Here is a 9,460-nt window from a genome sequence, read left to right as displayed (position 1 = left end):
CCCCGTCCGACTGTCAGAAGCTTTGCGGGCGGCAGCGTATCGTGCGCGCTTGACGCTGAAACGGCATCCGGCCTTCACCGAATCGCCCGGGATCACGGCTCCACTTTGTATATGGTGCTTCTCGCCGCGTACAATACGTTACTCGCGAGATTGAGCGGGCAGGAAGACATCATCGTCGGCTCGCCAATTGCCGGGCGTCCGCACAAAGACCTTGAACCGATTCTCGGCATGTTCGTCAACACGCTCGCCATCAGAACGGAGCCGAAAGGGGACAAACGGTTCACCGATTACTTGGCGGAAGTCCGCCAGGCGGCGCTTGAGGCCTATGAGCATCAGGACTACCCGTTTGAAGAGCTTGTGGAACGGCTTGGCGTGCAGCGGGACACGAGCCGCAATCCGCTGTTTGACGTTATGTTTGTGCTCCAAAATATGGAGCGTGAATCCCTGGTGTTAAATAAGCTGCATTTGGCTCAAGCTGCGGATACAAGTCATAAAACCGCAAAGTTTGATGCCACGCTTTACGCGTCAGAAGGGTCTGACGGTTCCATCAGCTTTGATTTTGAATTCAATACAGATATCTATCAAAAACAGACAATTGAAAAATGGCTTTGTTATTTTACCCGTATTCTTACAAAAGTAATTGAAAACCAAGCGATACCGCTTGGTGACATTCACGTACTGGATAATACTGAAACAAATCGCGTCATTTATCAGTTTAATCAGACGAAAAGCGATTACCCAAGACACGAAACCATCAGCCGTTTATTTGAGCGGCAGGCAAAAGAAACCCCCGATGCCCGGGCAGTTGTATATGATGGACAAATCTTGACATACCGTGAGCTGAACGAACGGGCTAACAGAATAGCGGCGGCTCTCCGATCAAATGGCGTCGGTCCGGAAAGCGTTGTCGCCTTATTAACCGGCCGCACAACAGAGCTTGCCTCCGGAATCCTCGGAATATTAAAAGCGGGAGGCGCCTACTTGCCTATTGGTGACGATGTGCCGCGGGAACGGGCTGAATGGATGCTTAAAGACTGTAAAGCTGATATTCTTCTCCAATCTGATAAACTTGACGGTCTGCCGCTTTCAGGAAAACGTTTATTCATAGAGGATATTCAAACAAAGGCCGGCTTGAGTTCAGAAAATCCCGAACCGCTCGGCGGACCTGAATCGTTGGCCTACATGATTTATACGTCCGGATCAACAGGTGCGCCAAAAGGCGTCATGATTGAACAGCGAAGCGTGATCCGCCTTGTGAAAAACAGCAATTATATTGATTTTACGCCGGAAGACAGACTATTGTTTACTTCATCATTAGGATTTGACGTTACGACATTTGAAATATTCGGACCGCTTTTAAACGGCGCTTCTTTATATGTAAGTGACCAGGAAACCTATCTCGACTCGGATGTTCTGGAAACATTTATACAGCAAAACGGCATTACGACACTGTGGCTGACATCGTCTCTGTTCAACCATTTATCAGAACAAAATGAACACGTGTTTTCCGGATTATCCCGATTGATTATCGGCGGGGAAGCACTGTCCCCAAGCCATGTAAACCGGGTTCGGAATGCGCTTCCGCATCTCTCAGTATGGAATGGATACGGACCGACTGAAAACACGACGTTCTCGACTTGCTTTTTGATTGAACAATCATACGATCATTCAATCCCGATCGGCCGCCCTGTCGGAAATTCAACCGCATATATCATAAACAGCAGGGGAACACCGCAGCCGATCGGCGTCATCGGCGAATTGTGCACGGGCGGAGACGGTGTGGCAAGAGGATATTTCGGCCGCCCTGAGCTGACGGAAGAAAAATTTGTCCCTAATCCTTTTGTTCCCGGAGAACGGATGTACCGCACCGGAGATTTAGCCCGCTGGCTGCCGGACGGAACGATCGAATATGCCGGGCGGATGGATGATCAAGTGAAAATCCGCGGTTATCGGGTGGAGCTGGGAGAGATTGAAGCCGCACTGAGGAGCCTGGACGGCGTGAAAGAAGCTGCCGTGTCAGTCAGAACCGGGCAGTCCGGCAATAAAGAACTGATCGCATATATGAGTCTGCAGGCGGACATGGATACAGAAAAAGTGCGTTCTTCACTGTCTAAGCAACTGCCGAATTACATGGTTCCGGCCTATATGATGGAACTTGAGAAGCTGCCGCTTACGCCGAACGGTAAATTGGATCGGAAAAATCTGCCCGAACCGGAGCTCGCGCTTCAAACCGCGTACACAGCTCCCCGCAATGAGCTCGAAGAACAGCTTTCCGTGATCTGGCAGGAAGTGCTCGGCGCAAAACAAGTCGGGATTGAGGACTCATTTTTTGAATTGGGCGGCGACTCAATCAAAGCGCTGCAAGTTTCCGCACGGCTCGGACGCTATGGGTGGAAAATGACGGCGAGTGACTTATTCCGGCATCCGTCCATTAAGGAGCTCGCGCCTCTTATCCGGAAAGCAGAAAGAGTTATCGATCAGCGGCCGGTGGAAGGAAACATTCCTTGGACACCCGTTCAGCAGTGGTTTTTATCACAGCGGATGGAAAACAGAAATCATTTCAATCAGTCCGTCATGATGTTCAGCTCTGACGCATTGCATAAACAGCCGCTCAAAGAAGCCTTGCAGCATCTTGTCATTCATCATGATGCACTCCGGATCACCGTCAGTACAGAAAACGAAAGTTTCAGACAAATCAATCACGGTATTCAAAAAGATGAACTTCACAGCTTGGACATTTGGGATCTGTCTGAGACAGATACTTGGGAAAAAGAAATAGAAAGTGAAGTTGCTGCGCTCCAACAGCGGATGGATATTGAAAAAGGCCCGTTATTAAAAGCCGGCTGGTTCAAAACCCGGTCCGGGGATTATTTATTCATCACCGTACATCACCTGGCGGTTGACGGAGTGTCATGGCGTATTTTGCTGGAGGATTTATCTGCCGCTTACACTCAAGCCGTAAAAGGTCAGCCGGTCCAGCTTCCGCCAAAGACCGATTCGTTTAAGCAATACGCTGAAAGGCTTTCAGAATACGCAAAAAGCAGCAAGCTGATGCGTGAAGAAGAATATTGGCGTTTTATTGAAGAAGAAACAGCCGCCGAACTTCCTCATGAAAAACCGCAGCATCAGACGGGAGCCGACAGCATTCGGCAAACGGTAAGCTTTACGCTTACAGAAGAAGAAACGTCCGTTTTGCTTCAGCAGGTAAACCGGGCCTACCATACCGATACGCAAGATATTCTTCTGACTGCCGCAGCTTTGGCTTTACGGGACTGGACAGGGGGCGGCAGACTGCGCATCGCGATGGAAGGGCACGGAAGAGAGCACATCATGCCGGAGCTCGACATCAGCCGCACCGTAGGCTGGTTTACCTCCATGTATCCGGTGCTCATTGACTTGAACACAGCAGGCGCTGAGCTTGGAACGGCGGTAAAAACGGTCAAAGACACACTCGGAAGAATACCGGATAAAGGAATAGGCTACGGCATTTTAAAATACATGACACCGCCTGAACAAAAAACAATCCGCTTCAGACAAGCGCCTGAAATCAGCTTTAACTATTTAGGGCAATTCAATGATACAGAAGATCAGCACACGTTCAGTCTGTCCGGTCTTGCAAGCGGGCACGACATCACGCCGACATGGCAGCGGGAACAAGCGGTGGAAATGAGCGCGATGGCCGCACAAAACAAACTTCACTTCAGTTTGAGCTATCCGCCGAGCCGCTTCCGCAAAGAAACGATGGAACAGCTGCTGCAAACTTTACAGCAATATTTGCGTGATATTATGGCGCACTGCACAGGCAAAGAGGAAGCAGAAAAAACCGTTAGTGATTTTAGCAGCAAAACGTTAACATCTGATGATTTGGACAGCATAGCGAGTTTTGTCGAGGAACTGTAGAAAAAGGCGACGGGGAGATTATAACATGACAAAAAAGAATGCAATTCAGGATATTTATCCGCTGTCTTATATGCAGGAAGGAATGCTTTTTCATTCCCTCCTGCAAAAGGAATCACAGGCTTACGCCGAGCAGGCCTCCTTTTCAATAACGGGGAAGGTTGACACCCGCGTGTTTGAAGAGAGCGTTCATGCCCTTTTCGAAAGACATGATATTTTCAGAACGATCTTTATCAGCCAGAACGTGTCAGTGCCGCAGCAGGTCGTATTAAAAGAGCGGAACGTCAGCATCATTGAGGAAAATCTCACCAATTTAAACAAGGCTGATCAAATCAAGCATATTGAAGAAGCCAAACGAAGAGACCGTAAGAAAGGATTTCATCTGCAAAAAGACATGCTGATGCGGGTGACGCTGCTTCAAACCGGTGAATGTGAATATACGTGCATATGGAGTTTCCATCACATCATTATGGATGGCTGGTGTCTCGGAATCGTGCTGAAAGAGTTCTTCCAGATATACGCCTCGCGGCTCCGCCGGACACCGTTAACGCTTGAGCCCGCTGTGCCGTACGGGACCTACATCAAGTGGCTGATGGAGCAAGATAAAGAAAAAGCCGCTTCGTACTGGGAGCGATACCTTGAAGGCTTTGAGCAGCAGACTATTCTGCCGAAGCAGAAAAAAGCCGGCGAAAGCAGACAAGAGGAAGTGACGTTTTCCTTTTCAAAAGAGGACACGGCTAAGCTGAAAGAGCTGGCCGTAAAAGAAGAGGTCACGCTGAGCACCATTTTCCACACGCTCTGGGGCATTTTGCTTCAGGCGTATAACCAGACAGAAGATGCGGTTTTTGGTTCTGTCATTTCCGGAAGGCCGTCTGAAATCGAAGGCATCGAGCGAATGATCGGCCTGTTTATTAATACCGTGCCTGTCCGGATCAGCGGGGCAAACATCCCGTTTCAAAAGCTGATCAAAAACGTGCAAAAGAACGCTTTGAAAGGACAGGCATACAGCTATCATCCGCTTTATGACATACAGGCGAATTCACAGGTAAAACAAGGCTTAATTGACCACATTCTCGTCTTTGAGAATTATCCGGTTGAACAGGAGCTTGATGTGCTGAACAGCAAGGGGGACACGAAAGACCTTTTTCACATCCATGATTTCAGCATGGAAGACGAAACCAATTACAGTTTTTATCTTATGGTGGCGCCGGGTGACGAAATTCATTTGAAAATGAGATACGATTCAAGCATGTATGACCGCCAATTTATTGAAAATATCAAAGGCCATTTGGCACATATCGTCTCCCAAGTTCTCGACAAACCGGACATCACGCCGGACAAGCTTGCAATCATCACTCCAGGGGAAAAAGCGCAGCTGCTTGCGCCGATTTCTGAAGAGACCGAAAAGCCTGAATATGACACGGTTCATGCGATGTTTGAACGGCAGGCCGCAAAAACGCCGGATCAAATCGCGATTCGGTATGAAGGCGAGTCAGTGACGTACAAAGAGCTGAACGAATCGGCTAATAAGCTGGCCCGCCTGCTGCAAAAGCGCGGATTAAAGCGGGAGGAACCGGTAGGCGTCATGCTCGGCCGTTCCCCTTCTTTAGCGGCGGCTGTTCTCGGTATTTTAAAAGCGGGCGGCGCCTTTGTCCCGATAGATCCGGGCAGTCCAAAGGAGCGTATCCGATATGTCATTGAAAACAGCGGCTGCGTCCATGTTGTAACAGAGCGGCATCAGTCAGTGCCCGCGGAACAAACGCTGCAGGTTACATACATAGAAGACGCCGGGACGGAAGCGGACGGAAGCAATGTGCAATCCATTAATACGGCAGACGACCTCCTTTATATGATTTATACATCGGGAACGACAGGGAAACCGAAGGGTGTGCTGCTCGAACATAAAAATATGGCCAACCTGCTTTCTCACCAATTGACGAACACAGACATTGATTTTTGCACAAATGTGCTGCAGTACGCATCTGTGGCGTTTGACGTCTGCTATCAGGAGTTATTTTCAGTACTCTTGAGCGGCGGCACCCTTTGTATCGTGCCCGAATCAATCAAACGGGACGTTTCTCAGCTGTTTTCTTTTATTGATCAGCACAACACGGAAGTTGTGTTTTTCCCGACTGCGTTTGTCAAGATGCTTTTCAATGAAGAAGGTTATGCACATTCTTTTCCCCGCTGTGTGAAGCATGTTATTACGGCCGGGGAGCAGCTGACCGTTTCGCGTTTGTTCAGGCAGACGCTCCGTTTACACGGTATGCATCTGCATAATCATTACGGCCCGTCAGAAACTCATGTGGTTTCAACGTATACGATTTCTGCGGGAGATGACATACCTGAACATCCGCCGATCGGGAAACCGATCCATCATAACAAGATGTATATTTTCAGCAAAAATAGGCAGCTTCAGCCTCTCGGAATTGCGGGAGAATTGTATATTTCCGGGGCGAATACAGGAAGAGGCTATGTGAACAATCCGGCGCTGACCGAAGAGAAATTTTTGCCGGATCCGTTCAGAACGGACGCCGTCATGTACCGGACCGGAGATTTGGCAAGACTGCGTGCGGACGGCCAAATTGAATACATCGGCCGGACAGATGATCAAGTGAAGATCAGAGGGTACCGGATTGAACCGAAGGAAATTGAAACCGTCCTGGCAAATCATCATGCCGTGAAAGAAGCTGCCGTTCTGATTCAAACGAATGAATCGGGCGAAAATGAATTATGCGCCTACTGCAGCGTCTCTCAAGCGACTGATCCTTCTCAGCTGCGAAGTGATTTGGCTAAAGAGCTGCCTGATTATATGATTCCGGTCAAATGGGCTTTTGTTGACTCAATTCCGCTCACTGCGAACGGAAAAGTCGATCAGCGGGCCCTTCCGGAAGCTTCGGCGTACGCAGCGGGCCGTCAATATACAGCTCCCCGGAATGTGACGGAGCTGAAGCTTACCCGCATATGGGAAGAAGTGCTTCAAAGCGGCCCGATCGGCGTTCACGATCACTTTTTCGAGCTTGGCGGCCATTCATTAAAGGCGACGGCACTCGTTGCAAAAATAGCTAAAGAGTGCAGTGTGCAAATCCCGCTGAGCGATGTCTTCAGCCATCCGACTGTAGAAGAACTCGCCAAAATCATCAGTGAAGCAGAAGAGAACCCGTTCGCATCCATAGAAAAGACAGAAATGAAAGAAACATATCCTGTCTCATCCGCCCAAAAACGGATGTACGTCCTTCACCAGCTTGAAAATGGCGGTGTCAGCTATAACATTCCAGCCGTTTTAGAGGTGAAGGGGCCGTTTGACCGAGACAGGATGGAAGCCGTGTTCAAGGAACTGATCCGGCGGCATGAACCGCTCAGAACGTCCTTTGAAGAAAAAAACGGCCTGCCTGTGCAGAGGATTCATGATGACGTGCCGTTTGCATTTACAAAAGAACAATCAGCCGAAGCGTTTATCCGGCCGTTCCATCTCGGCAAAGCGCCCCTTTTCCGGGCGGGATTTGTCCAAATAGAAAAAGACCGGCATCTGCTTTTAGCTGACATGCATCATATTATTTCAGACGGCGTATCCGTCAATCTTTTGATACGTGAATTCAGTGAGCTGTATGCTGAGAGAAGTCTGCCGCCGTTACGGATTCAATACAAAGATTATGCCGTCTGGCAGCAATCATTTATGGCGGGCGCCGCATATCGGAAACAAGAGGAGTACTGGCTGAACCGGCTTGCCGGTGAGATTCCCGTGCTTGAATTGCCGGCTGATAAGCCGCGTCCCCCGGTGCGGAGCTTTTCCGGTGACCGGGTGTCATTTGTCATCAATGAAAAACATACAGCACAGTTGAAAAAGCTGGCGAAAGAAAACAAATGCACACTGTATATGACGCTGCTCGGTGTGTACACAGTTCTGTTAGCCCGTTTAAGCGGACAGGAAGATATGATCGTCGGGTCTCCGATTGCAGGAAGGCCACATGCCGACCTTGACGCCGTTCTGGGCATGTTTGTCAATACGCTTGCTTTCAGGACGCGTCCCGACGGAAGCATGACATTCAAAGAATATTTAAAGGAAATTCGCCAAACAGCGCTTGAGGCTTACGAACATCAGGATTACCCGTTAGAAGAGCTCGTCGATAAGCTCGGTGTGCCGCGGGACATGTCCCGAAATCCGCTGTTTGACACAACATTTGCGCTGCAGAATATGGAACAGCAGAAGCTTAGGGCAGCCGGACTTGAACTGCAGCCGGCAGACGTCAGCCTGCCGATTTCTAAATTTGACTTATCGCTGTACATCTCTGAAAACGCCGGTGAATTATACTGCCAGTTTGAATACAGCACCGATTTGTTTAAGAGAAAAACGATTCAAAAATGGGCGGGATTTTTTACGACACTTGCCGAAAACACCGCGGCTGATCCGGGCTTGGAATTAGACGATATTTCTGTTTTGACAGAAAAAGAAGAAGTGTCTCTGCTTCAAGATTTCAGCCCCTTTCAGAAAACAGCGTTTCCGCTTCATCAGTCTCTTCATGATCTGCTGGAACAGCAGGCGGAAAAAACGCCGGACCGTCCGGCAATTTTAACTGATGACATTTCGATTACGTATCAGGAACTGAACGAAAGGGCAAACGAGCTTGCGCATCAGCTGATCAAGCGCGGGATAAGGCTGGAGGATAAAACCGCCATTATGGGCCGGCGTTCTCCTGACATGCTGATCGGCATTTACGCTGTCTTAAAAGCAGGCGGTGCATATCTGCCGATTGATCCGGATTACCCGGAAGAGCGGATTCGCTTTTTACTGAAAGACAGCGGCGTGAAATTCTTACTGGCAGAACCAGAACTTTTCGCACCAGATCTTTTTGAGGGAGAAACGATCTCTCTGAAAAGCGGACAAACAGGAAACCCTGAAGCTGCGGCCAACCCTAACGTTCCGGTAAAACCTGATTCATTGGCTTATATCATCTATACATCCGGTTCTACGGGACGCCCAAAAGGCGTGCAGATTGAACATCGGTCAGCCGTAAACTTTTTATACTCACTGCAAACGCGTTATGGATTAAGTGATTCTGACATCATTTTGCATAAAACATCATACTCTTTCGACGCTTCGATTTGGGAGCTGTTTTGGTGGCCGATCGCGGGAGCTTCTGTTTTCCTCCTTCCGCAAGGCGGCGAGAAAGACCCTGAAATGATACTGAACGCATTGGAGAATAACCGCATAACGGCGGCTCATTTTGTGCCATCCATGCTTCATGCTTTCTTGGAATATATAAATTCCAGAAAACAGCCGATCAAAAAGACATGTTTAAAAAGGGTTTTTGCCGGCGGCGAACAATTGGGCCCGCACCTGGTTTCCCGTTTTTATGACCTTCTGCCGGGAACGGAATTGACAAATTCCTACGGTCCGACGGAAGCGACAGTAGAAGCGGCGTACTTTGATTTGCCGCAAGGAAAAGAATTTCACAATGTTCCGATCGGCATTTCCGGGCATAACATGCGGCTGTATATTTTAAATCAAAAGAAACGGCTTCTGCCGCCGGGCTGTATCGGAGAGCTGTACATCGCGGGGACA

At 49.0% G+C, this 9,460-nt stretch carries 2 protein-coding genes; both read left to right on the top strand.

Annotated features, from left to right (window positions below):
- The coding region (locus tag NQS30_RS21220) for an amino acid adenylation domain-containing protein (RefSeq protein WP_350322348.1) at positions 1-3,900 on the top strand (3,900 nt) is incomplete at its 5' end.
- A 25-nt stretch (positions 3,901-3,925) separates the two neighbouring features.
- Positions 3,926-9,460: amino acid adenylation domain-containing protein (locus NQS30_RS21215; protein ID WP_350322347.1), on the top strand; the 5,535-nt coding region annotated here is incomplete at its 3' end.

The organism is Bacillus sp. B1(2022) (genome assembly GCF_040259625.1).
Classification (GTDB): Bacteria; Bacillota; Bacilli; order Bacillales; family Bacillaceae; genus Bacillus; species Bacillus velezensis.
This window is presented reverse-complemented; position numbering and strand designations above follow the sequence as displayed.